The organism is Vibrio sp. ER1A (assembly GCF_000733315.1).
GTDB lineage: Bacteria > Pseudomonadota > Gammaproteobacteria > Enterobacterales > Vibrionaceae > Vibrio > Vibrio mediterranei.
Genome location: NZ_JPJA01000095.1, coordinates 61,501 through 87,254, shown reverse-complemented (window position 1 = coordinate 87,254; position 25,754 = coordinate 61,501). Strand labels below are relative to the sequence as shown.

Here is a 25,754-nt window from a genome sequence, read left to right as displayed (position 1 = left end):
GTTATTTGGCCAAATGATTCATCCAAGCTCGGCTTTTAAAACGATATAGACAAGCAAACCATTTGAATATGGCCTCAAAGAAAAAGGCAACGAACACGATGTCCGCAGGAAACCGTAGATAGATGGCGAAGAACGCCGCAATAGGTAAACCAAAACACCATTGGGTTAATAGGTCTTGATAAAGACAGAATTTAACGTCACCGCCTGCCCTCAGCACACCCACCACCATCACAGTTGGCACTGAACGTAAAACAATACCGATGCATAAAACTAAGAAAAAGCGTTCCGCCAGCGCATAGGATTCAGGAGTGAGTGCGCCAAACAAGCCTAATACGACATCCTTTTTTGAATAGAGGGTAAGTGCGACAATCATGGTGGCTAACGTGGCAATAACAGCGAAAAATATCGCTTGATAATAAGCACGATCGTAATCCTTAGCGCCCAAATTATTACCGACCACGACGGCAGATGCGTTTGCGATACCTACCAATAGACTAAGAGAAAATGCCTCAATCGGTGAAATGATTGAAAGGACAACTAAGCCTTCAGTGCCGGTTTGTCCCATTATCGCGGTATAAGCAAATACACCGATAGCCCAGAGAAAAAAATTTAGCGTGGTTGGAATACTAAGAGAGAGGAAATGTTTTACATCACCCCAAGTAAGATTGCTGATAAACCCGTTGAGATGAAGAACTAAAACACTATTTTGGTGTTTTAAGAATAGCCAGATGAGAACGGCCTCACACATGGCAGCTAAGGTAGTTCCTAACGCGGCACCTTTCAGTCCTAGCGCTGGCAAGCCAGCATAACCAAAGATGAGTAGCCAATTGAATGCAATGTTCAATACTATGCCGATAGCACTAAAGAAAGTGGCGGTAGAGGCGTGATGTATGGATCGTAAACCCGCAGCAATACTGGTTTGATAAGCCATAAACAGTAGGCTGGGCGCAGCAAATAACAAATAGGTATTGGCTAAGTGAGAAAGAGTATCCTCGTTACTGGCTAGGTGGATGATATTGATCCCCCACAAGCTAAACAATAGGATACACATCACCGCCATTATACTGGTCATGCCCCAGGTTAAAGTAATACTACGAAGCAATCCTTTTTTATCCTTTGCTCCAAAGTATTGGGCTGCAAGCATGGCTCCGCCTGTTGAGATACCAGAAAGCAAAATGGTAGCGACAAACAGAATCTTAGTTGCGACACCAGCGGCAGCGACATCAAACTCAGTCAGTTGACCCAACATGACCACATCAATAACACCTTTGCCGGAAAAAAGAATGGTTTGCAGGGTAATGGGTATTGCTGTGGTCCATAGACTTTTGAGCATGGAAAGATCGAAATAGCTCAATGGAGAACGATTTCCGTCGGTAGATTGATTGATATGCATGTTTTTTTACTTCACAAACTAACTCAAAAGTTGCTGCTATTATGAACGTATGTCATATATTATAAAAATCACTTATGTAGGGGATATCCGTTCAAATCTTGGTGGTGATATATGCATACTATTGAGCAAGTTTCGGCTTTTGTCGCGGTATACGATTGTAAAAGCTACAGTCAGGCTGGAAGACAATTAGTCAAAGATAGGACAACGGTTCGTGAACTGGTCAAAGCGTTGGAGGACGCTACTAATCTCAAATTGATTAATGTTGAGGGAAGGGCTGCCTTACCAACCGAAGAAGCCGAAGCTCTGATTGAGCAGTTTCGCTTAGTATTGAGGCAAAATGATAAGCTTCTTGCTCATATACAGACGTTACAGTCACCACAAAAGGCGATGCTGACTATCGCGTATAACGAAGATTTTCCTATTGAGGCTATTCAGAAAATCGAGCAGCATGCACTTAACTTCCATCCTGAGGTGCGAGTTAGTTGGCTGGAACGAAGTAGAAAATTAGCATTGGACGGTATTGTCTCTGGGGACATTGATCTCGCGATAATGCCATCCCTTGGTTTACTGTACCCAGAAAAAACGGTGGATTTTATGCTGATTGGCTATGTGTCTTATGGGATCTATGTTGGTGATCAAAGTGCACTCAAACCTATGGAAGATTTTACGTTGGAAGACATACAGCTTGAAATTCAATACGTAAATGAACGAACGATGTTGGCAGAGGGAGCAATTCAACGTTTTTCTTCTCACTCTAGGGTTACAGGAGGAAACCTGCAAACGTTAGCCGCCGTTGAGCGAAATGGGTGGGCAGTTCTTCCCAACTGGATATCGACTAAGTGGGGCAAGAGTCGAGTTGTTAAGAAACATTCCCCGCTATTAAGTTGTGATTGGCAAGTGCCTTTTAGTTTGTTTTATCAAGTGGGCAAAGAACGACACCGTGTGATTCAAGATATCCTATCCGTCTGCTCTGATATGAAATTAAACCAATAAAATTCAAAACTGTGATGAAGGTATTCACTGAGAGTTGATATTAATCAATCAACTCTCAGTATAACCCTTTGGTATAGTAGGGACATTCTATGGAAGAGCTACAATTCGCCTAGCGCAGCTCATCTGAATGAGCTCGGAAGTAGTATAATTAAATAATACCTTTGACTAAAAGTGAAAGGATCTGAGCATGTCTAGGCAAAACAATAAGTCTTCTGAAAGTCGTCGCAGATTTCTACGTGACGCAGCAAGAACAGCGGTCGGGGTTGGTGCTGCGGCGACTTTACTGGGGTTACAATCCAAACAAGGGCAAGCAAAAACCAGTGGAGGAGTGCCTATACGGCCGCCTGGAGCGCTTGCTGGCGACCAATTTGACCAAGCGTGTTTGCGCTGCGGTTTATGCGTCCAGGCCTGTCCGTATGATACGCTAAAGCTTGCAACTCTTTTATCTCCTGTAACGTCAGGAACGCCATATTTTACCGCCCGTGATATTCCTTGCGAAATGTGTGAGGACATTCCTTGTGTGGTGGCGTGTCCAAGTGGTGCGCTTGATCATTCACTTACTAATATCGATGACTCCCGTATGGGTCTCGCGGTTCTTATTGACCATGAAGAGTGTTTGAACTGGCAGGGGTTGCGCTGCGATGTTTGTTATCGAGTGTGTCCGGTCATCGATAAAGCAATTACCCTTGAGCCAATTCGCAACCAGCGCACTGGTTACCACGCCAAGTTTATTCCAACGGTTCACTCTGACCACTGTACAGGCTGTGGTAAATGTGAGCAGGCATGTGTAACCGATGTTCCGGTCATAAAGGTTGTGCCTATTGAACTCGCTAAAGGCCATATGGGCGACCACTACCAGCTTGGATGGGAAGAAAAGGTAGAACTTCGCGATGGTACCTTCCCTGAAACACCAGAGATAGCGCCGAGTGAGCACATCCGCATTAATGACGGGAGGAAATAACCATGGCTAAGAATCTCGCAAAAGATGCGGGTAAAGACGCGATAAAAGAGCTTGGCTGGTGGAAGGCACATCGTTTTTTGATTTTAAGAAGGTTATGCCAACTCGCTATCATAGGTCTATTCATGGTGGGGCCAACATGGGGAATCCTTGAAGGAAACCTATCATCCAGCATGTTATTTGGGGTGATTCCTCTCAGTGATCCACTCCTCGTGATGCAAACATTGGCCACAGGGCACTGGCCAGAAGTGAATGCTCTTATTGGTGTTGCTATTGTTGTTGTGTTTTACGCTCTTATTGCTCCTCGTGCGTTCTGTGCTTGGGTTTGCCCTCTCAATATGGTCACCGATTTAGCAGCGTGGATGCGACGTAAACTCAATCTTAAAGCCAGTTATAAATGGTCTCCAAAACTTCGCTATTGGTTGATTCCGGTGATTCTACTGGGTAGTGCTGTTTCTGGTTCACTGTTGTGGGCGTGGATTGACCCGGTTGCATCGTTACATCGTGGATTGGTATTTGGGATGGGTGCTGGCTGGGTACTAATTCTATTGGTTTTCTTACTTGATCTCGTTTTGGTTGAGCACGGTTGGTGCGGGCATTTATGCCCACTTGGTGCAACTTACGGCATCATCGGTCGTAAGAGCGTTATCAGAATTAAAGCAACCCACCGAGAGGCGTGCACTAAATGTATGGATTGTTATAACGTGTGCCCTGAACCCGATGTTCTTAGGCAGCCCCTTAAACAGGGGGACAGACGTGTTATGAGCCAAGATTGCATTAGCTGTGGGCGCTGCATTGATGTGTGTGCTGAAAAAGTACTCGAGTTTACTGCGAGTTCAAAGCAAGACCATAGTTAGAAGTCATAAGTTATGGAACGTCGCGTCTAGGCTCTGTAACGTTCCATTCTAAAAGCTTGCTGCATTTTACTTTTCTATCAATGGCGTGTTTGTGAATATTGGCTAGGGACACATAAGCGGCTAATAAGATGCTGAGCATGATCATACCTTTAAATTACTGGTCAACATGTCGAAGATGACACTGTTCATTTACGATGAATACAACCCAAGCACTATCGTTCCATACTGAGTCTTTTTCTGGAGTCCAAACTGTGCAGTCCAAGGTCGTGGTGTCGCTGTAGTTTACGGTGAGGTCAAAATTCATAAGATCTTTTGACATATTTATTTGTTTGAAGTCACCGTGTGACGAGATATCAATAGGCGGCGATTGTTGACCAATGTGAACCGCGGTTTTACCTATATGCTTGTGAACATCAAGATCTAGGATAAAAACGGGCACTTTGCCGTCCACGGGTTGAACGTTGGGTTGGTGTCGAGCGTATAGTTGATAGTCATCGGTGTCGGTATTACCTAGACTAAAAACCCAATAGCGAGCTTTATCCACTAGTTCAATTTGAGTATTAGCTAGCACCTGCTGTTCATTTCGACTTATAAGTTCAATGTTTAACAAGTTAACCAAGTCGTCTGTGTCTCGAAATTGTACGGTTTTCGAGTAACCGATATGACGAGAGTACTGGTTTTTCAACAAGTCATGTTTCTCTCCCTTTAGAGACATAGCAATTACGTCAGTTTCAGTGTATTCACTGGGACTAGCGATAAAGTCAAATGTACGAATAACCATACTTTGAGGTTGCGGTAGGGTAGCTTCTGGATTAGTTGGACTACTTCCTCCACACCCAAGTAACGTACTGACGGTTCCAAGGGTAACAAAACAAAACAACGAGCGTAGTACATTCATAGAGTTTCTCTTAATTGAAAATGGTCTTTGAGTTTACTTAGGCGACGAAATCCAGACTCTTGATATACAGAGCCATTTTGGGACATCGAAAAGGTTGGCTGATATTAATCCAGCTTGGTTTTCTATCTGTTACTGAAACGGAATAGTGCGCTTCCATAAACAGCAGCGTTTCTTCAATAACAGTATTCCAGCGTTGATCCTGTCTAACGATAAGTTGGCTAGACTTTGGGTAAAATTTCCATTTAGTCGTACTTAACTGAGGGCAGATATAAACCTGACCTAAATGGTCAACGATCACCTCACCTTCAAGTTTGTTAGCACGAAACTTCTTATTTACGTCATCCTTGGTATCAGTGTGAATTTTAATGGCATAGATAAACGGCATATATAACCTACAGCTGTGTTTGTTCCTCAGAAGAATCTGATAAAAGTTGTTTAAGCATATTCCAAAAATGTAGTCACATTATTGGATAGAATTGGTAATGACTAAATATACAGTCTCGGATCGCGGATGCTTAGATCAATGTCGTCCATATAAGCCGCTAGCCTCTGTGGCGAATCAATGCGAATCTTGCCTCTATATAAAGTAACAAGCTGATTTCTTTCTAGTTCTTTCATTACTTCGTTTACCCGTTGGCGTGCGATACCTGTCATGTCACTTAATTGTTGCTGTGACACTGAAATTTCGACCATCGATTCTTTGGTGTTCATATGAGCCAATATATCTATCAGCTGATAAACAATTCGCTCTGTGATATTCGCACTATATATTAACTGGCTTTGTAGCCACTTCTCTTTTGACTCAAACGTTAATGAATAAAACCATTTGTAGATTTCAGCATTCTTTTCACATATTGGACGCAAGCGTTGGTTACTAAAATGAATAATGCTACAAGGTTCTATTTCAATAAATATAAAAGGCAATAACGAGGCATTAGGATCAATATAATTTCCGAACCAGCCATCTTGACCCACTAATAGGCAATTTGCAGTTTTTAAATTTGGTGTTTGTATACAAATCGCTAATGTTCCACGTTCTATAAAGTTGATGCCTCTATTTATGAGACTCGGACTTGTCAACGCAGGGTCTTCGATTGAAATTCGCTGAGCCACAGAAACCAGTTCTTGTGACAACTCTGGCGACAACGACGTCGTCCACCTTAATTGTTCAACCGCTATCGTTTTTGTCATAACCGCCTCTTCTTATATCTTCTTATAGATTATAGAGGCTTACGGACATTATGAATGCGTTTCTTGCCGTCGTTGAGGGAGAGTGTATAGGGGAATGTAGAGAAGAAGTATCCGGTGGCGGACACTTCTCACAATTAATCTGATTAAAGTGGTGTATTGAGTTCGAAAACACCTATGACGGGCAGAATGGAATAGCACCCTCATTGGGGATGATGGCTACTGAGCTATATCCAACATGTTGTCTTTTACACCATTGGTTCTGAACCAACCTGCGATGCTAAAACGCTCGCGGTGAGTTGGCAGTACTTCGTGAGGGAACTGCTCTGAGAAAAACACAAATAATCGGCCTGATTTTGGTTTGATTCGTGTCAGCTCATTGTCATCTAAGTCGTAGACAACTAAATCACCACCATCTTGCTCTGTCCATTCATCGTTCATGTAGAACACTGTCGTCAAACGGCGATTCTCGTTACCGCGGAAGCAATCTAGGTGTTTCTGGTAGAAATCACCCTTTTCATATTTTGCAAAGTGCGCTTCATATTCAAATAGGCCCAAGAAAAAATTCTGGTTTGCGGCTTGGCGAATGATCTCCATCTTACTAAGAAATTGTTGAACTGGTTCACCAAGATCGCTCGATAGCCAGCAGATTTTGTCACTGCGAATTGCGCTTTCACGCATGACTTCGTCGTTGCGACCGATACACGCTTTTTTCCAGTTCTCTGGCAGACACTCTTTGAGCGCATCAACTTGCTCGGGAGACAGAAAATCGTCCCAAATGTAATAGCCTTGAGAGAATAAAGAATCGATGAGCTTTTGCATGATAAGCGCCGCCGTGGTTATAAGAAACAGGAGGCGCTTTATAGATAATTAACCCGTTGTCATCAAATCTGTTTTTTTGTCGTGACGATTAACACGGTTATGCTCTGGGATCTGACAAAAACGGTCAGAGCCTAAAGCGTGATTAAAGATCGATTCTAAAGACAGATGTCGTACCACTGACTTCATTACAGACGGCAATGAAGTGGTTGCCCTGACGTGTGAAGTACTCGATGGATTCAGGCCCAAGATCGCCTGCCTTTGGGTTGTATTGGTCATTATCGCAATCGCCATCATCTACTTGAGTGCAAACTGGCTGGGAGAAGTCACGGTTATTAAGGTAGGTGATAAACAGGGCTTGTGCAGGTTCTGTAACATCATAGACCATAATGCCGCCATGACGTTCTAAGCCAATGAACGCGTAGTGACGACCATTAATATGTGCAACTTCAATGGCCTCTGGCTCGACACCTTTATCATCACTGCGGTCATCTGCGGAGCCGTTATTATCATTAGTGCTATTGAAGTACTTCGCTTCCTTCATGAATACAATGTTGGCAAATTCATCGCCACTGTCATAAACCCGTTCACCCGTTTCATTCCAGATAGAGAAGGAGCGAGCGCCAAAGGCTTGCACTTTTTCATCTGCTGCCAATGTTTGGTTTGGCTTGATCACTTTAAGGCGTGCTAATTGTGCGTTGTCTTTTAGAGCGATTGCCAGAGGATGATTCGGATCCACTTTGAGCTTCTTGCCACGAACCTCATCAACGTAAGCGATACAGAAGTCTTGCTTGTTAGCGTAGTCCTCAGCATTTTCCTGTTCGTCACCGTCCCACTTAAAACCTTGTTTATCACATTGTTGTTGTGTGGTGTTGAAACCATACTCACGGCCATCACCTTCATTCGCGGTCACAACATAAGTTTCGCCATTTACGCTATAGCTAGCTATGCTGTCGGGCATATACAGGCCTTCTAACATTGGGTAGCTCTTCAAGTTGCCCACAATGTTGTCTTTATTAGAGGCATCAAGCTTCGCTGTTTGCCAAGATTTGCCACCCAAGCCAACGATACTTTTAACACTCGCTGAAGCAACATCAATAGTCGCCATCGCATTGTTTTCTTGAAGAGCTACATAGAGCGAGCCTTTATCATCAAACGTTAAATATTCCGGCTCTAAGTCTTGAGCAACAGTCGCGTTAGGATGAGAGATGCGAACTTTAGAACTAAGTTCTGAGTGACGAGATTGGCCCTGATTAAACTCGCGAAAGTCAATCTGAGTCACTACTGCTTTTTGATGTCCATTGTTTAGGTCGACCAACGTGACAGATCCTTCTGGGTCGACAGAGTAGTCTGCGTTGGGTTCACCTTCGTTTGCACTAGCAAGGTAACGGCCGCCTTTGGAGAAGCTGACCATGTCTGGCAGTGAGCCTGCTTGGTAGGTGGTAATGAGCGCTAAGGTATCGGAGCGATACAAGGCAATAATCCCTTTGTCTTGCTTGTTACTATTCTCGATGGCGACAGCGACCAGTCCTTCATGAGCCGATACACTATTTGCTGCGCCAATTTTAATGCCGGATTGTTGTGCTGCTGATGCTAGATCAATCTGACCTGTCGAACTTGGTTTACCTTGTTTATCAAACGAAAGTACATCGACTTTCTTTGCTTGTGCATTGACCACATACAGCTTGTCGGTGCAGCTATCGTAACTGACAATCTCTGCGGCAGATGTACCAAACGGGGCATCTGCGATGGATGTGCCGACCAAGGTAAGACCGGAAATCGACATTTCTGAAGGTTCAGGGACAACTGATGTTTTACATTGAATATTAAACGCCTCAACGGCATTGAAAGCTGTCTTTGAAGAAGAGTTTGATGCACATCCAGATAGTGCGATGCTTGCTACGATAACCGAAGCAAAAGTGGTTCTAAGCGAGTTCATATTTCCTCCTTGAATGATTAACTCGCCGAGGATAAATATATTTTGTTACGTTTGTGTGTAGTTAAATAAATAATCCATGTGAAGTCTTTAAATTCATTTCTCGTAACCGAGTTATAAAAAAGCCGCTGTTAAACAGCGGCATTGGAAAGGGGGATAAAATAAAGTGATACTATTCACTTGTTGAGAAAGCACCTTCCCAAACGATTCGGCGGTAGCGCTCAGGGTTTGTGTCACCTTCCGTACTGAAGAGTAGGACTACCGATTCTTTATTAAGGCCAACATTACCGTCGTGTTTCACAATTTCGTTTAGTGCCCCGAGAGTAATCGCACCAGACTCACCGCTGGTAATCGCTTGATCGCCTGCGAGTGGGTTACCATACATGCGCATTCCCGTTGCTGAGACCTTATCTTCAACGGCGATAAAATAGCAGCTGCAATCTCTTAAAATAGGCCATGTAACAGGATTTGGTTCACCACAAGCTAAACCTGCCATGATAGAGCTAAGGTCGCCAGTAACATTAACCATATTACCTGCTTCGCTTGTACCAGAGCGATAGATACAATCTGCGGCTTTTGGCTCTGCAATGATAGTGTCAAACTTAGTTGGGTCCAATCTATCTGCTAGGTAACCTAGTACTCCACCGGCCATCGCTCCTACACCCGCTTGGAGAATGACATGGCTAGGTGCTTCAAAACCAAGTTGCTCGATTTGTTCCACGGCTTCATCAGCCATTGTCATATAACCTTGTGAAATCCAAGTTGGAATTTCTTCATAGCCATCCCAAGCAGTGTCTTGAACCAACATCCAACCATTGGCCTGAGCCGTGTCATTCGCAAGTCTAACGGTATCGTCGTAGTTAACTTCAGTAACAATACATTCTGCACCAAGGCCACGAATACGGTCGACACTTGCTTGTGGAGAGCCTTTCGGCATATATACAACCGCTTGCTGCCCCATTTCACGAGCGGCCCATGCAACGCCAGTACCATGGTTACCTGCGGTCGCGGTTGCAAAGGTTAGTGGTGCTTCCAGTTTGGAGGAAACCGTTTTTAGGTCGATCTCTGCAATATCAACATTAAGGTGTTTTGCTAATTGACGTCCCAGAGCGTATGAGCCACCCAAGACTTTGAAAGCGTTAAGCCCAAAACGCTTAGATTCGTCTTTCACAAGTATGGCTTTGACACCTAGTTGCTGTGCTAGTGCTGGTAAAGAAACGAGAGGTGTTGGTTGGTAGCCGTCGATCTGAGAATGAAAGGCACGGGCTTGTTTGGCTTGCTCAACACTAAAGAGTTCGCTTTTATTTCCTGAAAAGAATGAGTTTTTAGATAGATTTAGCATAGGGCACACTTAATGGATAAAGTTGAGAGAAAAAAGGTCATCGAGAGGGTATGACCTTTTCGTAGTATTTTATTTGATGACGTAAGCGATCGCTTCTACTTCAACAAGCGCATCTTTTGGCAATCTTGCAGCCTCTACGCATGAGCGAGAAGGGGCATTTTCTGTACCAAATACTTCTGTGTACACTTCGTTAAAGGCAGCGAAGTCTTCCATGTTAGATAGAAAACATGTTGTTTTAACAACTGTCTCCATTGAAGCGCCAGCCTCTTCCAGTACTGCTTTTAGATTTGCAAGTGACATGCGTGATTGCTCTGTAATGCCGCCCTCGACAAAAGCCATTGTTTTTGGATCAAGTGGAAGTTGACCAGATGTAAACACTAAATCTTGGAAAACAGTGCCTTGAACATAAGGGCCAATAGCTGCTGGTGCGTTGTCAGTATGTACTTTAGTTTTCATTTTTAATCTCTTGCCTCTTTAACTTCTAACATCGGAAGTGAATGTTAGCAAACTTCATTTCCGATTAGGTAACTTTAGTTAACTTTATTGACGTATGTCATTTTGAGAGTGGCTTTTTTATTCAAGATAAAATCAACTCTTGGTAACTATATGACTACTTTTATTCCGATTGGTCAATGGTAAAGTTAACTATATGTCACTTTTGTGAGGTTTAGATCACGATTTTACCTCTAAATAACGTCATTCAGTGAACTATAGTTAACCTTGTGTCTGTGGTCACATTATTTAACTTAAATGTCAGTAAACTGCCCTCATACCGTTCACAAATATTAACTATAAGACTTAATTGCTCCACAGATAAGTCTAATAAGAACAAGCAAAGAGGCTCCAATGAACAATTTTCTGAATCGTGGGTTTGACCAATCTGAATTTGAACACCGTACCCAACGTGCTCAAAAAGTCATGCATGACAAGAAGCTGGATGCAATGATTTTTACCACCGAGCCAAATGTTCGTTACTTTACTGGCTTTCATACGCAGTTCTGGCACAGCCCAACTCGCCCATGGTTTGTAATCGTGCCAGCGGAAGGCAAACCAATCGCGATTATTCCAGAAATCGGCGCCAGTGGTATGGCAGGTACTTGGATTGACAACATCATTACTTGGCCATCGCCTCGACCAGAAGATGACGGCATTAGTTTGGTAGCGAGTGCCTTGAACTCATTGCCGTGTCGTCATGGCCGAGTTGGTGCGACATTGGGTATTGAATCCCACTTACGTATGCCGGTGAATAACTACCTACAACTGACCACCATGGTTAAGAAAGACTTTGTTGATGTGTCTTTAGAGATGCATGAGCTTCGTCAAATAAAGTCTCAAGCAGAGATCGAAAAAACACGAGAAATCTGCCGCATCACCAATGTTGGTTTCAAAAAGGTGCCGGAATATGCAAAAGCAGGGATGACGGAGCGTGAGATTTGCAAACAGTTCCGTATTGACATGCTGTTAGAAGGTGCCGATGAGTGTCCGTACATTATTGCAGGCTCAGGGCCGGATGGTTACGACAGCATCATTATGGGCCCAACAGACCGCATTATTGAGCCGGGCGATGTGTTGATCATTGATACCGGTGCCGTTCGCGATGGGTACTTCTCTGACTTTGACCGTAACTGGGCATTTGGACATGCGAGTGAGCAGACAAAAGCGGCATACCGAGCGACTTATGAAGCGACGACAAAAGGTTTTGAAGCCGCGAAGCCAGGCGCGACAACGACTGATATCTATAACGCGATGTGGAAAGTACTAGAAGCAAACGGTGCACTGGGTAATGACGTGGGTCGTCTGGGTCATGGTTTAGGCATGGAGCTGACAGAGCGTCCATCAAATACGGCGACGGATAACACCATGTTGAAGCCAGGCATGGTGATGACGCTAGAGCCAGGCATGGTTTACGCACCGGGCAAATCTATGGTTCACGAAGAAAACATCGTCATTACCGAAGATGGTGCGGAGTGGCTATCTGAGCGTGCGGAACCTGAACTGATCATTATCGATTAATCCCCCCAAAGTGCTTCTCTGTCTGCCTGATATTCAGGGAAGCACCTAGACGAGAAAACATTATGGAAACCTTACAAGAGTTTAAAGATTGGGAAATTACCCTGTCGCATACACAAGCCCCTCGGATTGAGCGGGTGCATATCGGGTTAGTTCAACTCAGCACTGACCATTCGCTAGAAATGGATTGGGCAAAGTTATTGGGAACGCAGGCGGGCGTATTTAGTTCTCGTGTTTATTACAGCAGTGAAATGACGCCGGAAGCGCTGGATCAAATTGCCACGGGTATCAGTGAAGCATCGGATCTGATAGCAACGGGTTTACCAATGGATGTGATGGCCTTTGGCTGTACCTCTGCCTCAATCATTATTGGGGAAGAAAAGGTTGGACAACTGCTCACGAAAAACCGTGGAGATATTCCCGCAACGAACCCATGGACTGCCGCTCAAGCTGCATTTAGGCATTTAGGCGCACGCAAGATCGCCGTATTCTCTCCTTATCCAACAGAGGTGAACTTCCCTCTCTACAACCAATTGACTGCTGCTGGGTTTGAGGTATGCATTTTAGGCTCATTGGGGATCGAGAAGGATACCGACATTACCAAGATCTCTAAAGCATCCATGTTGGAGGCATTAGAAACTATCTTACCTGAATCGGGTGCAGACCTTGTGTTTATGTCCTGCACCAACCTTCGCGTTCTAGATCATATCCAAGAAATTGAAGACAAGTTCAACATCCCGGTTGTTTGTAGCAACTCGGCTATGTTTTGGCATGCCATGCACCTAGTTGGTAAGACAGCTCAATGTCCAGGTTACGGAAAATTACTAAATCTATAGGAAAGAACAATGAGTAATACAGTAAAAGGCTGGATCGCAGCCATATTTATCGGTTTGTTATGGGGTATTCCATGGATTGTCGGTACGCCAATCTTAGAAGTTATGGACGCTCAAGTGCTAGTTTGGGTTCGTTATACTGTTGCTTTCATTACCCTTTTTGTCATTATCAAGGTGAGCAACGCGATTGGTAAGCCACAGAAAAAAGTCGACTTTAAACTTAATTGGGAAAATCGCCATGATATCTTTTGGGCTGCTTCTTGTGGGATTATTGGTCAGGGCGCATTTAGTTTCCTGTCGTTTCTTTCTTTGGACTATATCACTGCATCTGAAAATGGCGTTATACAGGGGCTAATCCCAATTATCATCCTTTGCGTGGGCTTTCTGCGCCACGGCGAGAGATTTACCGTACTGCAAATTGTAGCGGCGGTAGGCGCATTCGCAGGTGTGGCGATTCTAGTCATGGACCCATCTGTTGAAGGCAGCGGTTTTAACATTGGTCACTTAATCTGTTTTGCCAGTGCAGCGAGTTTCTCAACAATGGCTTATGCACGGGCTAAGCTTGCAGAGAAATACGGTTCAGTTGCGACCATGTATCATCAGTTCGTATTCGCAGCGATTGGCTTCGGGATCTACTTACTATTTGTTGGAGCGGACTTCTCTTCTGCTCTAGGTATTTTCTCTTCTCCACTGCGTATTATTTGCATCACTATTTTGGGTGTCGGTATTTCTGGTATCAGTTACCTAATTTATATCTATGCAATGGAAAGAGTAGGTGTAGACGGCACGGGTATGGCGCTGAACTTAATGCCACTGTCTTCGTTCGTACTCGCGGTATTCGCTCTTGGTGAAGCGGTGACGCCAATGAGGTTGCTAGCGATTGCGGTCGTTATCGGCTCCATGATGATGTTTATGAAATTTGCTCACAAAAAAGAGCCAGAAGTTACAGCAAAACTGGCTGAGAGTAATTAACCATGACAAACACTGCTAAGGGATGGGTTGCGGCGATTTCAGTTGCGTTGTTGTGGGGTACCGAGGGCTCTTTAGCAACCTTGCCTCTCAGCGTCATTGATGCGAAGGTCCTGGTATGGCTACGCTATGTGATTGCATTCGCCGTATTATTTATCGTCTTGGCAGTGTCTCTTTTCTTTGGAGCGTCACCAACCAAATCAAAGCAAGTTTTTCGGTTTAGTTGGCACAATCGTAGAGATGTTTTGAAGCTCTTTTTATGTGGTGTCGTTGGCCAAGGGTTATTTAGTTTTTTCTCTTTTCTTTCCCTTAATTACATTACTATTTCTGAAAATGGAGTCATTCAAGGGTTGGTTCCCATTGCCATTTTATTGATGGGCACGCTGTTCTATGGTGAGCGGTTTACCTTAACTCAGATAGGTGCTGCGCTTATTGCTCTTGTTGGGGTGACGTTATTGGTCTTCTCGCCCTCAAGTGCGCAACAAGGATTGAGTATTGGTCATTTCATTTGCTTGCTGAGCGTAGTGAGCTTTGCTTCAGTGACTCACCTAAGAGCACAACTGGCTCAGCAGTACGGTGGGGCCCAGACCATGTTTTACCAATTCGGTTTTGCAGCTCTGGGGTTCTTCTTTTATCTACTCTTCGACGGCGTCAAATTTAGCAGTATCCAGTTATTACTTACCCCTTCTTATAAACTGCTCTGCGTAATGATATTAGGAACTTGTGTATCCGGATTAGGCTATCTGGTATACATCTATGGTATTGAGAGGGTTGGAGTTGATGGGAGCAGTATGGCTTTAAACTTAATTCCAGTATCTGCTTTCTTAATTGGAACTTTTGTTTTTAATGAAGAGCTGACAATACTTAGAGTGGTTGCAATGGGACTAATTGTTGGCGGTATGGTTATTTTTGTTAGGCCTTCCTCCAAGAAGCATCAAGTGGCTTTAAGCGTCAACAATTGAAAATTAAGCCTCACTTACTGTGAGGCTTAATTTTAGGATCCGGGGTAAACGCCCGTTAGGCTTTGAACTCTCGAATGTACTTATAGATTGCATGGCGTGTAATACCCAAACGTTCAGAAGCTAACCCAGTAGCCTCTTTTAGTTCGAAAATACCATTATCAAATAGGACCTTAGTGATCGCCTTATTTTTGCTTTTTAGATTGATCGAAGCGTCGTTCTGCACTTCTTCAATCGCATGTTCAAGGGCTTGCTCAATAACATCAGTAGCCGAAGAGCTAAAGTTTTCATGTACACCAACATGAGGTAATGAAGCATCTGGCATTAAAGTTTTGATAATTTCAGGGAAAGGGTGTGATAAGTTCATATTAATACAGAACAGCCCAATGGGTTTGCCATTTTCTCCTGCAAGCACACATGTTGTTGATTTTAATAGTGAGCCGTCTTTACTGTTAGTAAAGTAGCTTTTAGGAGTTACTTCCCCTGTCCTTTCGAATGCGCTTAGCATTCGCAATCCCATATCGGTGATTGGTGACCCCACTTCACGACCGGTGTGATGTCCGTTGACGATCTTCACTACGGACTTTTCAAAGCTCTCAAACGAGTGAATGACCACTTCACAGTGCGGACCGATAAAGTCTGCAATGGTTTCCGCTAGTCGAAAATTGGACTCAAGATATTGTCGATCAATTTCAGTGAACTTGACGTTAAATGACTTATAAGCTGATGCATTCATTATAGACCACTACTGTTAACTTTAACTTGAGATTCATTGTCCCTTGATGTTGGCTGGAAATCAACCCACGCATTAACTAAATGTAACCAATCTCATCTTATTTCGAATGTCTCTTAACCTTTTAGTTCACTAAAGGAAACTAAACTTGATGAAAATCAAAGTTAAAAGGGATTTTTAGTCTCAATAGTGAACAATAGTTAACTGTAGGATCCGGGTCACATTATTTAACTCAAATATCAGTAAACTGCCCTCATACCGTTCACAAATATTAACTATAAGACTTAATTGCTCCACAGCTAAGTCTAATAAGAACAAGCAAAGAGGCTCCAATGAACAATTTTCTGAATCGTGGGTTTGACCAATCTGAATTTGAACACCGTACCCAACGTGCTCAAAAAGTCATGCATGACAAGAAGCTGGATGCAATGATTTTTACCACCGAGCCAAATGTTCGTTACTTTACTGGTTTTCATACTCAGTTCTGGCACAGCCCAACTCGCCCATGGTTTGTAATCGTGCCAGCGGAAGGCAAACCAATCGCGATTATTCCAGAAATCGGCGCCAGTGGTATGGCAGGTACTTGGATTGACAACATCATTACTTGGCCATCGCCTCGACCAGAAGATGACGGCATTAGTTTGGTAGCCAGTGCCTTGAACTCCTTGCCGTGTCGTCATGGCCGAGTTGGTGCGACATTGGGTATTGAATCCCACTTACGTATGCCGGTGAATAACTACCTACAACTGACCTCCATGGTTAAGAAAGACTTTGTTGATGTGTCTTTAGAGATGCATGAGCTTCGTCAAATAAAGTCTCAAGCAGAGATCGAAAAAACACGAGAAATCTGCCGCATCACCAATGTTGGTTTCAAAAAGGTGCCGGAATATGCAAAAGCAGGGATGACGGAGCGTGAGATTTGCAAACAGTTCCGTATTGACATGCTGTTAGAAGGTGCCGATGAGTGCCCGTACATTATTGCAGGCTCAGGGCCGGACGGTTACGACAGCATCATTATGGGCCCAACAGACCGCATTATTGAGCCGGGCGATGTGTTGATCATTGATACCGGTGCCGTTCGCGATGGTTACTTCTCTGACTTTGACCGTAACTGGGCATTTGGACATGCGAGTGAGCAGACAAAAGCGGCATACCGAGCGACTTATGAAGCGACGACAAAAGGTTTTGAAGCTGCGAAGCCAGGCGCGACAACGACTGATATCTACAACGCGATGTGGAAAGTACTAGAAGCGAACGGTGCACTGGGTAATGACGTAGGTCGTCTGGGTCATGGTTTGGGCATGGAGCTGACTGAGCGTCCATCAAATACGGCGACGGATAATACCATTCTGAAGCCGGGTATGGTGATGACGCTAGAGCCAGGCATGGTTTACGCACCGGGTAAATCTATGGTTCACGAAGAAAACATCGTCATTACTGAAGATGGTGCAGAATGGCTATCAGAGCGAGCTGAACCTGAACTGATTATTATCGATTAATCAATTGTTTATAACGATAAGCCAACGCACGAAAATCGTGACGTTGGCAACAATATGAAACATAAAGGACTCAAAATGAACACAACAAATAAAGATACATTTTTAGGGTGGGTTGCCGCGATAGCAGTAGCATGTATTTGGGGCGTGACTGGTGTGGTCTCTAAACCTCTCTCTATGGCGGTAGATCCAATGACACTGGTATTCTTCCGTTATGTGACGGCGGTGATTGGGCTATCTATTATTTTCTTTTTCACGTCTCGCAGTAAAAGTTTAAGCGTTGATTTGGGGTCATCACTTAAAATCGACAAGAAAGATATTGGTCGAATCGCACTATGTGGCATTGTAGGGCAAGGGGTTTTCTCACTCTTTAATTTCCTTTCACTTGCTCATATTGGTGCCACAGAGAACGGTGTTATTCAGGGAATGCAACCTTTTGCAACGGTCTTCTTTGGAATGATGTTTATGAACTTCCGCATGAATAAAATCCAGTGGGGTGCGTTCATTGCATCGGCCATATGTATTTATGCGATGAGTGTTGGCCCAACAAACACGATTGAAGGTGGTACTCCGTTACTAGGTTATGTATATGTGACCTGCTCGATGCTAGCACTTGCTTGGACTGCACACCTTCGTGCTAGCTTAGCAGACAAGTACGGTTCTGTTGTTTCAATGCTTTACCAATACATTTCTGTAGCAGTGATGGGTATCTTCGTCGTATTCGCAATGGGTCTAGATCTATCTCAAATTTACATTATCTTCTCTAGTCCATTACTGATTGCACTACTGATTTTCTTGGGTACTGGCATTTCAGGTGGTAGTTACCTCATTCAACTTTACTCTTTCAAACGTATTGGCGTTGAAAAATCAACAATGGCTCTAAACCTAATGCCACTTGTTGGTTACCTTGTTGCGGTACTGACGCTGGGTGAACAAATGGCAATGGGCAAGACCATTATCGTCTCTCTAATTGTTGTCGCACTTTATGTCTTTACCAAATATGAGACTAAAGAAGAGCCAAAATCAGAAGAAAATTTGAAAGCTCAAGAAGCTTAAACTGAATCAAAAAATAATAATATGGGAAGCTATCTTGGGAGATAGCTTCTTTTCTGGAGAAAGATATGACCACAGAAACATCTGCAATTGAATGGCGTAGACACCTTCACCAATACCCTGAGTTTGGTACTGAAGAGTTTAAAACGTCTGAGTTTGTTGCTAACAAATTGGAAGAGTTTGGACTTGAAGTTCACCGTGGAATCGGTGGAACTGGGGTCGTAGGCATTCTTCGTCAAGGTACTAGTGATCGCAGTATTGGTCTTAGAGCAGATATGGACGCTTTAAGAATTAAAGAAGAAAACACGTTTTGTCACGCATCTAAACACGAAGGTGCCATGCACGCATGCGGACATGATGGTCATACTGCGATGCTACTTGGAGCTGCATGTGAATTGGCTCAAAGTAAGAACTTCGATGGTGTCGTGTACTTCATCTTCCAACCGGATGAAGAACGAGGCACTGGTGCAAAAGCTATGATTGCCGATGGCCTATTTACTCGTTGGAACATAGACGCGATATATGCAATGCATAATTTGCCTGGTATCCCAGCGGGTAAGTTTGTAACTCGTCCAAGTTCAGTTATGGCTAGCGAAAGTAGTTTTGAAATTGTTATCAACGCTACTGGTGGTCATGCAGCATTACCCCACATGGGAACCGATCCTATTGTGGTTGGCGCACAGGTTGTTACAGCGTTGCAGACTATTGTTTCTCGTAATTTAAGCGCTATCAACGAAACTGCGGTCATTTCAGTTACAAACTTTGAGACAAATGGCACGGTGAATGTTATTCCATCGCAAGTGACGATCACTGGTGATACGCGAAGTTTTACAGATGAAGCTCTGCACAAAATCGAGAAAGGGATTGAGCGTGTCGTGGCAGGTCAATGTATGTCTGCTGGCGTTGATTACCAATATCACTTTAACAATAGTTTTCTTTCAACGATTAATACTGCAGAGGAAACAGAACATGCGATTAAAGCTGCAGAAACTGTTGTAGGAAAAGACAATGTTATTGGCAATTGTGAGCCATTTACCATTAGTGAGGACTTCTCCTTCATGCTACGCGAGGTAAAAGGTTGCTATATCTTAGTTGGTAATGGCGTCGGTGAATGTGGTGGAACCGCACTTCACAATCCACTTTATGATTTTAATGACGATATCTTGGGAACAGGTATGCGTTATTGGCAAACGTTAGTGGAACAGCAATTAGCTAAGTAATCGAATACAAAAAAGAGGAGCATTAGCTCCTCTTTTCTTATATATCGACTGTTAGCAGATAACTAAGCAGATAGCTGACTAAACCTCGGCAAACTCTTAGCAAACCTCTGGTGCACATCCATATAGGTTTGCATGTAGATCTCATCGATACTGTCAGCGCAAGGGAAGCTGGATGAGAAGTCGACATGTTTACGATCGATGGACAATTTGGCAGCCTCGATAATATGAGCGACAAACATTCTAGGATCTTCCAAACCGATGGAGATCCGCATTGTGGTTGGCTTGATGCCGGCTTCATTTAACGCTTCGTCGCTGAGTTCGGAGTGGGTCGTTAGGGCTGGGCAAAGCGCAACGGTGTTAGTTTGTCCCAGACTTACCTGCATACCGATAGCTGGCTCAAGCATGTCAAAGAACTGTTTGAACCCATCACGATTGATTGGTGCGCGATTGCCATTGCCTTCCATATCGATGGTAAACAGAGCCGCAGGCAAGCCCAGGTGCATGTTGTTCTGGCAGTGTTCGTAGTTATCACTGTCAGGTAGAGCTGGGCATGATACGTTGATGTCTGGGTGAGCATCGAAGATCTTCGCCAAGGTGAGAGTATTGATGGTTTTCTGCACCACACGCATTTCGTAAGTTTTCATACCATTGAGTACTTCAAATGCTTTGTCGGCGTCTAAGAATGCACCTTTAATGTAATACACATTCCAAAAGAGCGTTTCGTTCCATGGAATGATGACCTCATCGCCGTTAGGTTTGGTGAAGGTGACTTCTTCTCCCTTTGGTACAAACATGGCTTCGTTACGGCCGATGACGACCCCAGCGGTTGTGGTCCCTGAACCAGCTAGTTCTTTGGTGTAGGAATGAACTACGAAATCAGGTCGTTCCATCACGTCATCGCGTTTTAGCACTGGGTGCAGGAGCGGGGTACCAACCGTTGAGTCAACGATAATGTCCCAACCACGAAGGTGAGCCGCTTTACTGATGCTAGCAACATCTAAGACGTATCCATGTGGATTACAAGGTGACTCTAGATAAACGTATATTTTCTTACCAGCGGCAAGGCGGTCGGCGTATTTATCGGCAACCTCATCAAGACGAGCCGCAAACTCATCTCCGGAGTAACCATCGACCCATTCGACCGCTACATTCAAGTTTGAGGGTTTTCCAAACCAATCTTCTAATAGCTGATAAGACCCACCGTAGATGTTGCGTGATGCCAACACAATATCTTCATGCCCAAGTAAGTGGCTCAACAACCCATCAATTGCCGCCATGCCAGAGTTAAAGTTCCATGCAAGGTACTCATTAGCTCTTGAGCCTGCCTCTAGGTCAACCATGTGGTTAGCCAGTGAGATTGATGTTGGGTTGAGCAGTCGAGAGTAAATATCGTGAAGCGGCTCTTTACCGTTGAATGCATCTTCAATCCATTCGGTACACGCAAACAAATATGTTGCGGTACGCGTAATCACAGGGCTGGCTGAGAATATAGCGGCAACATTGTCGAAGATAGGGTAGGCACCCTTAGAGGCAAAATGACCATTATTGGTGGCAATGGATTGATAAGTAGTGCGCATGGGGTTTTGCAGGTTGTCGAGGATCTTCGCGATCTGAAACGACAAAAATCGCTTGGCGTTAAACCAGGCGATTCGGTCACTTTTGTCGAGCTCTGAAAGTCCATCAACGGTCAATGCCCAAAGGTCGTGTGTTTTCGTGTTGGCTTTGTATAGTGTGGTCGCTAGTTCAACCAGCGTGGTGCCGTATTCACTATTTGGGTCGATGCCAAAGTGTTTTGCTTGCTCAATGGCAAGAGCTTCTGCTTGTTCGTGTTTGGTTGTTTTACGCAGCGGGCTAAGTTGAGTTGAGGTATTCATAGTTCCATCCTTTATTGTACCTCTTATAATTTTAGTGTTATAAAAATGTTAAAGATTGCGATTTAAGAAGTAACTCACCAATTTTGAGCAATTATATTGCGCATATTGGTTATAAATTGATGGAAAATGCTAATGGATGAGATCGACAAAAGAATACTGGCTGAGTTGCAGAGCAACGCTCGGCTAACTAATCAAGAGTTGGCAGATCGGGTTGCTCTGTCGCCGTCCCCCTGTTTGCGCCGAGTTCGGTCCTTGGAGAAGCAAGGAGTCATTCGAGGTTATCATGCCAGTGTTGACCAAGAAGCGTGCGGGCTGCCGATCAATGTCTTTGTATTGGTGAAACTCGAAAAGCCGACTGAAGAGAACATGCGAGACTTTGAGCATCACATTGAAATGATTGATGAAGTGTTGGAGTGTTTTTTGATGACGGGCAACCACGACTACTTGTTGCATGTAGTCAGTGAGTCGCTAAAAAGCTACGAGCAGTTTATCCGCAAGCAATTAACTCGCCTGCCAAATATCGCCTCCATCGAATCGAGCTTCGCCTTTGGTCAAGTAAAAGCAAAGACGAAGCTGCCAGTGAGATAAGTAAGTCCCATTAGTGTTTAGATTTAATGAGTGCTAAAGCTTTATCAAAATCAAATTCTTGTAGAGCACCATCAAGTTGCTTTAGTTGATTTTGGGTAAGCCCCAGTAATTGGCTTTGCTCTATGTTTTGCACTATCTCAAGCGCATCGGTATCGTTCTGTTCAATGGCGCTCTGCAATCGTTCATAGAGAGTAGGGTCAAAATTCGCTGTATGCTCAGGGTTATCGTTAGCCGCTGTATGAGAGTGTAAAACGCCACTCTCTCTTATTGCCTCAGTGGTTTGATTCAGAGCATTGAGTAGCTTTTTTTGAAGTTGTTCATTGTTGATATCAGATTCTAATGCACTACAGAGCTCAAATAACTCGTTCGCACCTATATTTCCTGAGACGCCTTTTAAGCTATGGATGTAGCGTTTTAAATCGGAGGACGCTGCATTAGCGAGTTGTTCTCTAACTTGAGATAAATCAGAGTAGTGCTCATAAAAGCGTTGCAACAGTCGGCGATATAGCTGGTGGTTGTTATTCGCACGAGCAAGACCTTGGGACAAGGTGATGGTGTTAATGTCATGAAGTTTCACTGGTTGAGTATTGACATTAGAGTCGGAGCTGGAAGTGCTTACTTCTGACCCAATTTCGCGTTGAGGCGAGGTGATCCATCGAGCAAGGGTGCTGAACATGATGCCTACATCGATTGGTTTAGCTATGATGTCGTTCATCCCTGACTGGTAGGCGCGTTCTCTATCACGCTCCATCACGTCGGCGGTCATGGCAATGATAGGGATAGCTCGGTCCTTGAGTGTGTTTCTTATTATCTCTGTTGCGCTGTAGCCATCGAGTACAGGCATTTGGCAGTCCATAAGAATGCCATCGAACGTCATTTGTTTATACAAGTCGATCGCGACTTGCCCATTTTGAGCTACGGTGACTTGGATGTTTTGGCTTTCCAAAAGTTCTACCGCTAATTCTTGGTTAATTTCGTTGTCTTCAACGAGTAATAGATGAGCTCCTGCTAGGTGTTGGACATTAGCCAAATGGGTTTGCTGCTCAAGCTCGTCACGGCTGCTACGGTGGTTTTCTATATCATATAAGCCAACTATCGCATCGAACAAGTGAGAGGCCGTTACTGGCTTATCGAGAATACTTGGTACGATAAGGCCACGCTCTTGAACTGAGTCAGCCAGAAGCTGGCGATCATAGGCTGTGAGCATCAAGATTTTAGGATTGAGGGACTCAGATTGCTGGATAGCATGAATGAGTTCAACTCCATCTTTACCGGGCATCTGCCAATCCGTAATAACCACATCAAATGCCGAATCTGATTGTGCAGCGTGATTGAGTGCGTCGATTGCGCTATCAACTCCATTAGCGCTTCGAACATTAAAGTTGAGTGATTGCAGAATATCTTCAACGATAAGGCGCGCACTGGCGTTGTCATCCACAATCAGGATGTTGAGGTGGTTCAATGATGTTGGCACGACAATCGGTTTGGTTTCTAGCACTTGGCTGCGCTTCATGTTAATTGTGAACTCAAAGGTTGAGCCTTCGCCAAATTGACTCCTAACCTCAATGTCTCCGCCCATCAACAAACAAAGCTCCTTACTGATGGCTAAGCCTAATCCGGTTCCCCCATACTTGCGTGTGGTGGAACTGTCGGCCTGGGTGAACTTATTGAAGAGCTTTTGAGTTTGTTCTGGTGTCATTCCAATGCCAGTGTCAGAGACCGCAAATCTTAACGTGACATCGTCATTCTCTAAGTTGTCTGCGGTGATAGTGATTTTGACTTCGCCTTGTTCGGTAAACTTCACAGCGTTATTGGCAAGATTGGTTAAGATTTGCCCCAATCTTAATGGGTCACCGTAAAGTGCTGTTGGTACGTCTTTGGAAGTATGAATAAGCAGCTCTAAACCCTGCTCCGACGCCTTAAGCCCAACCAAATTAGAAATATTGTCCAAGACGTTTTCGAGTCTAAAATCTACGTGCTCAATGTCGAGTTTACCCGCTTCGATTTTTGAGAAATCGAGAATGTCGTTGATAAGTCCGAGTAAGGTATCAGCCGACAGCTTTACTTTTTGAATATAGTTGCGTTGTGCCTTAGTTAAATCTGTTTTTAAAGCGAGGTAACTCATGCCTATGATGGCGTTCATTGGGGTTCTGATCTCATGGCTCATGTTCGCTAAAAAATCCGATTTAGCTTGGTTTGCGTAGTCTGCTTCATCTCTGGCAATAGCGAGCTTATCCGCAGACTTTTCAAGCGCAGCGTGGGATTTATTGGCGAGCAAAACAATAAAAACTATGGTGCTCATGAAAATGATGCCACCGATGGCAAGATAGAAAGAGATTTGAGATGAGTTCTCTACAATGTTTTGCTGGTGTTCAAAATCAGGTTCAATAACTTTGAAGGCTTTCAGATAGGCATTGTCAAGCGCCGATGATTGTTGGGCGATAGCTTGTTTCTGCGTAAATAATTGTTCGAATAAAGCGAGATATTGCGTCAACTGCCCCTTAATTTTCCCAAGCGTTTGTTGTTGGGTCGCATCTGAAATTTGTGGTATCAAACCTGCCAATTGTTGTTGACTCTCTTTGATTGTTCCTTCAATTTGCTTGGCAATACCTTGCTGTTCGTTGAGTGTTTGTGCCAAGGAGAAGTCGCGTTCGTACTGAGTGGTATCGCTAAATAGGGAACGTAACGTCAGCAATTGAGCGGTAGTGGAGAGTTTGACGTTGGTTTGTTGTTGTATGTCGTTTAGTTCTTGTTGATAGGCGGCTAACTCTTTTTGTAAGCTCGTTCTTAGCACTACACTCGCTCGTGTAAACTCTTCCCCCGCCGAATCGATCTGGGCGGCGATGTGCTGCTGCATTGGGGCGGTAACTAGTTTGAGGTTTCTGAGCTGAATGACCGCAGTTAAATACCGATTTCGAGCGTTATCAACCAGTGTCAATTTGTCCTTAGCAGCCTGTGTAACCATCTTTGGTTGCAGAGCTCTAATTTGGTTACGCACTTCATTCAAGCCAAATTGTAGTTGTTTGTAATCGTCATTGTTCGGTTCGAGGATAAAAGACTTTTCATGACTTCGAATTGTAGAAATACGACTTGCTAAATGATGGCTTTCAATAGCGATTTGAGCACTAGCATCAATGTGTTGACGCATGCTTTCGACTAACGTGACCTGTTTTTCTATCGAGACTTTAAGATCGACCTGCATCTCTTCTACATCATAAATAGACGTGTCCGAATTTGAGGTAAGAGCAACGCGGGTGGTTCTTTCTTGGTCGTTAAGTTCTACGTATTCGGCAAAAGTCGTCTTGTAATCTTGAAGTAGCGCCTTTACTTCTTGATTGACCTTTTCTGAAGGTTGGGAATCGGCAAGTAGGTAGGCCATATCAATATGTTCAAAGGTTTGTTCAGCCTGCGGATGGGTGGGCGATAGGGCGTAATTGCGCTCATGCAGCTTAACGCTATCTAGGGCGGCACGAAGTTGAGCGCTTTGAGCATAATTGTCGACAGTTTCAAAACGAAGATTGAGTTTAGACCAACCTATTGACCCAGCTATCACCAATAATGTCGCTGCGATGAAAAAGCCAATAAGAATGCGTTTTGAGTCGAGATTTTGTCCAATAGGAAAATTCATGAAAATC

At 44.0% G+C, this 25,754-nt stretch carries 22 protein-coding genes; 11 read left to right on the top strand and 11 right to left on the bottom strand.

Annotated features, from left to right (window positions below; genetic code table 11):
• Position 1: 1 nt before the first annotated feature.
• The gene (locus HW45_RS25415) at positions 2-1,393 is read right to left on the bottom strand and encodes an MATE family efflux transporter (RefSeq protein WP_051868381.1); all 1,392 of its coding nucleotides are present in this window, start codon (positions 1,391-1,393) and stop codon (positions 2-4) included.
• 111 nt (positions 1,394-1,504) lie between these two features.
• Between HW45_RS25415 and HW45_RS25410 the strand changes: the two genes are divergently transcribed.
• The 3 genes from HW45_RS25410 (at position 1,505) to napH (ending at position 4,201) form a co-directional block, all read left to right on the top strand.
• Positions 1,505-2,386, top strand: coding sequence for a LysR family transcriptional regulator (locus tag HW45_RS25410; protein WP_038230768.1), 882 nt, complete (start codon positions 1,505-1,507; stop codon positions 2,384-2,386).
• A gap of 187 nt (positions 2,387-2,573) precedes the next feature.
• On the top strand, positions 2,574-3,347 hold the full coding sequence (gene napG, locus HW45_RS25405; RefSeq protein ID WP_038230767.1) for a ferredoxin-type protein NapG: 774 nt from the start codon (positions 2,574-2,576) through the stop codon (positions 3,345-3,347).
• A 2-nt stretch (positions 3,348-3,349) separates the two neighbouring features.
• A complete protein-coding gene (napH, locus tag HW45_RS25400) occupies positions 3,350-4,201 on the top strand; it encodes a quinol dehydrogenase ferredoxin subunit NapH (protein WP_038230766.1) in 852 nt (283 codons plus the stop codon).
• A 154-nt stretch (positions 4,202-4,355) separates the two neighbouring features.
• Here napH and HW45_RS25395 read toward each other — a convergent pair whose 3' ends face one another.
• From HW45_RS25395 to HW45_RS25365, 7 genes are all read right to left on the bottom strand, one after another.
• Positions 4,356-5,099, bottom strand: coding sequence for a hypothetical protein (locus tag HW45_RS25395; protein ID WP_038230765.1), 744 nt, complete (start codon positions 5,097-5,099; stop codon positions 4,356-4,358).
• A 37-nt stretch (positions 5,100-5,136) separates the two neighbouring features.
• Positions 5,137-5,484, bottom strand: a complete 348-nt coding sequence (locus HW45_RS25390) for a hypothetical protein (protein ID WP_038230763.1) — start codon at positions 5,482-5,484, stop codon at positions 5,137-5,139.
• Between the two features lie 101 nt (positions 5,485-5,585).
• Positions 5,586-6,290 carry a Crp/Fnr family transcriptional regulator gene (locus tag HW45_RS25385; RefSeq protein WP_038230762.1) on the bottom strand — a complete coding sequence of 235 codons (705 nt, stop codon included), beginning with the start codon at positions 6,288-6,290 and terminating at the stop codon, positions 5,586-5,588.
• A 216-nt stretch (positions 6,291-6,506) separates the two neighbouring features.
• Positions 6,507-7,109 carry a 2OG-Fe(II) oxygenase gene (locus HW45_RS25380; protein ID WP_038230760.1) on the bottom strand — a complete coding sequence of 201 codons (603 nt, stop codon included), beginning with the start codon at positions 7,107-7,109 and terminating at the stop codon, positions 6,507-6,509.
• Between the two features lie 142 nt (positions 7,110-7,251).
• Entirely contained in the window at positions 7,252-9,045 is a 1,794-nt protein-coding gene (locus HW45_RS25375; protein WP_038230758.1) for a choice-of-anchor I family protein, read from the bottom strand.
• Positions 9,046-9,214: 169 nt separating this feature from the next.
• Positions 9,215-10,384: a diaminopropionate ammonia-lyase gene (gene dpaL / locus HW45_RS25370; protein WP_038230757.1), complete on the bottom strand. Its 1,170-nt coding sequence runs from the start codon at positions 10,382-10,384 to the stop codon at positions 9,215-9,217.
• A gap of 69 nt (positions 10,385-10,453) precedes the next feature.
• A complete protein-coding gene (locus HW45_RS25365) occupies positions 10,454-10,840 on the bottom strand; it encodes a RidA family protein (RefSeq protein WP_038230756.1) in 387 nt (128 codons plus the stop codon).
• A gap of 390 nt (positions 10,841-11,230) precedes the next feature.
• Here HW45_RS25365 and HW45_RS25360 point away from each other — a divergent pair, with 390 nt between their 5' ends.
• The 4 genes from HW45_RS25360 (at position 11,231) to HW45_RS25345 (ending at position 15,158) form a co-directional block, all read left to right on the top strand.
• Positions 11,231-12,397 carry a M24 family metallopeptidase gene (locus HW45_RS25360; RefSeq protein ID WP_038230755.1) on the top strand — a complete coding sequence of 389 codons (1,167 nt, stop codon included), beginning with the start codon at positions 11,231-11,233 and terminating at the stop codon, positions 12,395-12,397.
• Positions 12,398-12,459: 62 nt separating this feature from the next.
• Positions 12,460-13,230: a maleate cis-trans isomerase family protein gene (locus HW45_RS25355; RefSeq protein WP_038230754.1), complete on the top strand. Its 771-nt coding sequence runs from the start codon at positions 12,460-12,462 to the stop codon at positions 13,228-13,230.
• A gap of 9 nt (positions 13,231-13,239) precedes the next feature.
• A complete protein-coding gene (locus HW45_RS25350; RefSeq protein ID WP_038230753.1) occupies positions 13,240-14,199 on the top strand; it encodes a DMT family transporter in 960 nt (319 codons plus the stop codon).
• A 2-nt stretch (positions 14,200-14,201) separates the two neighbouring features.
• Complete coding sequence (locus tag HW45_RS25345) at positions 14,202-15,158, top strand: DMT family transporter (RefSeq protein WP_038230752.1); 957 nt, start codon at positions 14,202-14,204, stop codon at positions 15,156-15,158.
• A gap of 55 nt (positions 15,159-15,213) precedes the next feature.
• On the opposite strand, the gene HW45_RS25340 is transcribed toward HW45_RS25345, so the two are convergent.
• Positions 15,214-15,891 carry a helix-turn-helix transcriptional regulator gene (locus tag HW45_RS25340; RefSeq protein WP_006070081.1) on the bottom strand — a complete coding sequence of 226 codons (678 nt, stop codon included), beginning with the start codon at positions 15,889-15,891 and terminating at the stop codon, positions 15,214-15,216.
• A gap of 329 nt (positions 15,892-16,220) precedes the next feature.
• Here HW45_RS25340 and HW45_RS25335 point away from each other — a divergent pair, with 329 nt between their 5' ends.
• The 3 genes from HW45_RS25335 (at position 16,221) to HW45_RS25325 (ending at position 19,657) form a co-directional block, all read left to right on the top strand.
• Positions 16,221-17,387 carry a M24 family metallopeptidase gene (locus HW45_RS25335; RefSeq protein ID WP_038230751.1) on the top strand — a complete coding sequence of 389 codons (1,167 nt, stop codon included), beginning with the start codon at positions 16,221-16,223 and terminating at the stop codon, positions 17,385-17,387.
• Positions 17,388-17,462: 75 nt separating this feature from the next.
• Positions 17,463-18,440 (top strand): DMT family transporter, encoded by a 978-nt coding sequence (locus HW45_RS25330; RefSeq protein ID WP_006070079.1) that lies wholly within the window; start codon positions 17,463-17,465, stop codon positions 18,438-18,440.
• A gap of 65 nt (positions 18,441-18,505) precedes the next feature.
• Positions 18,506-19,657 (top strand): M20 aminoacylase family protein, encoded by a 1,152-nt coding sequence (locus HW45_RS25325; protein WP_006070078.1) that lies wholly within the window; start codon positions 18,506-18,508, stop codon positions 19,655-19,657.
• Between the two features lie 62 nt (positions 19,658-19,719).
• Here HW45_RS25325 and HW45_RS25320 read toward each other — a convergent pair whose 3' ends face one another.
• Positions 19,720-21,531 (bottom strand): trans-sulfuration enzyme family protein, encoded by a 1,812-nt coding sequence (locus tag HW45_RS25320; protein WP_006070077.1) that lies wholly within the window; start codon positions 21,529-21,531, stop codon positions 19,720-19,722.
• 132 nt (positions 21,532-21,663) lie between these two features.
• Here HW45_RS25320 and HW45_RS25315 point away from each other — a divergent pair, with 132 nt between their 5' ends.
• Positions 21,664-22,119: an Lrp/AsnC family transcriptional regulator gene (locus HW45_RS25315; RefSeq protein WP_006070076.1), complete on the top strand. Its 456-nt coding sequence runs from the start codon at positions 21,664-21,666 to the stop codon at positions 22,117-22,119.
• 10 nt (positions 22,120-22,129) lie between these two features.
• Here the strand turns inward: HW45_RS25315 and HW45_RS25310 are convergent, their stop codons facing one another.
• Positions 22,130-25,747: a response regulator gene (locus tag HW45_RS25310; RefSeq protein ID WP_038230750.1), complete on the bottom strand. Its 3,618-nt coding sequence runs from the start codon at positions 25,745-25,747 to the stop codon at positions 22,130-22,132.
• Positions 25,748-25,754: the final 7 nt, after the last annotated feature.

What these genes read in the sequence shown, in the direction of transcription:
- HW45_RS25415 (WP_051868381.1), bottom strand. Translation starts at nt 1,393, where the DNA reads ATGCATATCAATCAATCTACCGACGGAAATCGTTCTCCATTGAGCTAT.
- HW45_RS25410 (WP_038230768.1), top strand. Translation starts at nt 1,505, where the DNA reads ATGCATACTATTGAGCAAGTTTCGGCTTTTGTCGCGGTATACGATTGT.
- napG (WP_038230767.1), top strand. Translation starts at nt 2,574, where the DNA reads ATGTCTAGGCAAAACAATAAGTCTTCTGAAAGTCGTCGCAGATTTCTA.
- napH (WP_038230766.1), top strand. Translation starts at nt 3,350, where the DNA reads ATGGCTAAGAATCTCGCAAAAGATGCGGGTAAAGACGCGATAAAAGAG.
- HW45_RS25395 (WP_038230765.1), bottom strand. Translation starts at nt 5,099, where the DNA reads ATGAATGTACTACGCTCGTTGTTTTGTTTTGTTACCCTTGGAACCGTC.
- HW45_RS25390 (WP_038230763.1), bottom strand. Translation starts at nt 5,484, where the DNA reads ATGCCGTTTATCTATGCCATTAAAATTCACACTGATACCAAGGATGAC.
- HW45_RS25385 (WP_038230762.1), bottom strand. Translation starts at nt 6,290, where the DNA reads ATGACAAAAACGATAGCGGTTGAACAATTAAGGTGGACGACGTCGTTG.
- HW45_RS25380 (WP_038230760.1), bottom strand. Translation starts at nt 7,109, where the DNA reads ATGCAAAAGCTCATCGATTCTTTATTCTCTCAAGGCTATTACATTTGG.
- HW45_RS25375 (WP_038230758.1), bottom strand. Translation starts at nt 9,045, where the DNA reads ATGAACTCGCTTAGAACCACTTTTGCTTCGGTTATCGTAGCAAGCATC.
- dpaL (WP_038230757.1), bottom strand. Translation starts at nt 10,384, where the DNA reads ATGCTAAATCTATCTAAAAACTCATTCTTTTCAGGAAATAAAAGCGAA.
- HW45_RS25365 (WP_038230756.1), bottom strand. Translation starts at nt 10,840, where the DNA reads ATGAAAACTAAAGTACATACTGACAACGCACCAGCAGCTATTGGCCCT.
- HW45_RS25360 (WP_038230755.1), top strand. Translation starts at nt 11,231, where the DNA reads ATGAACAATTTTCTGAATCGTGGGTTTGACCAATCTGAATTTGAACAC.
- HW45_RS25355 (WP_038230754.1), top strand. Translation starts at nt 12,460, where the DNA reads ATGGAAACCTTACAAGAGTTTAAAGATTGGGAAATTACCCTGTCGCAT.
- HW45_RS25350 (WP_038230753.1), top strand. Translation starts at nt 13,240, where the DNA reads ATGAGTAATACAGTAAAAGGCTGGATCGCAGCCATATTTATCGGTTTG.
- HW45_RS25345 (WP_038230752.1), top strand. Translation starts at nt 14,202, where the DNA reads ATGACAAACACTGCTAAGGGATGGGTTGCGGCGATTTCAGTTGCGTTG.
- HW45_RS25340 (WP_006070081.1), bottom strand. Translation starts at nt 15,891, where the DNA reads ATGAATGCATCAGCTTATAAGTCATTTAACGTCAAGTTCACTGAAATT.
- HW45_RS25335 (WP_038230751.1), top strand. Translation starts at nt 16,221, where the DNA reads ATGAACAATTTTCTGAATCGTGGGTTTGACCAATCTGAATTTGAACAC.
- HW45_RS25330 (WP_006070079.1), top strand. Translation starts at nt 17,463, where the DNA reads ATGAACACAACAAATAAAGATACATTTTTAGGGTGGGTTGCCGCGATA.
- HW45_RS25325 (WP_006070078.1), top strand. Translation starts at nt 18,506, where the DNA reads ATGACCACAGAAACATCTGCAATTGAATGGCGTAGACACCTTCACCAA.
- HW45_RS25320 (WP_006070077.1), bottom strand. Translation starts at nt 21,531, where the DNA reads ATGAATACCTCAACTCAACTTAGCCCGCTGCGTAAAACAACCAAACAC.
- HW45_RS25315 (WP_006070076.1), top strand. Translation starts at nt 21,664, where the DNA reads ATGGATGAGATCGACAAAAGAATACTGGCTGAGTTGCAGAGCAACGCT.
- HW45_RS25310 (WP_038230750.1), bottom strand. Translation starts at nt 25,747, where the DNA reads ATGAATTTTCCTATTGGACAAAATCTCGACTCAAAACGCATTCTTATT.